The sequence below is a fragment of the Salinimicrobium oceani genome, from assembly GCF_012037645.1.
The window spans coordinates 1-328 of the sequence record NZ_JAAVJR010001313.1; the positions used below are offsets into that span (position 1 = coordinate 1).

The following is a 328-nucleotide window of genomic DNA, read 5'->3' on the forward strand; positions in this document are numbered from 1 at the left end:
ACCGCGAATCGCAAATGCACTTTTAAGAAGAGTACGTGATTTCGCCCAGATCAAGGGTAATGGAAAGATAGATATTGAAATAGCCAGGTACAGTTTAAAAGCACTAAATGTAGATGCTCACGGATTGGACGAGATGGATAATAAAATTCTCACTACCATTATTGATAAATTCAAGGGAGGACCTGTTGGTCTTTCTACTCTTGCCACTGCGGTAAGCGAAAGCGCCGAAACTATAGAAGAGGTCTACGAACCTTTCCTCATCCAGCAGGGTTTCATCCAGCGCACCCCCCGCGGCCGGGAAGTCACCGAAGCGGCATACAAGCACCTT

Annotated in this window: 1 protein-coding gene; it reads left to right on the top strand. The window is 46.3% G+C overall.

All coding sequences use genetic code 11. The features are described from left to right. Positions 1-328, top strand: a 328-nt coding sequence (locus HC175_RS21980) for a Holliday junction DNA helicase RuvB C-terminal domain-containing protein (protein ID WP_317172395.1), incomplete at both ends; no start/stop codon positions are given.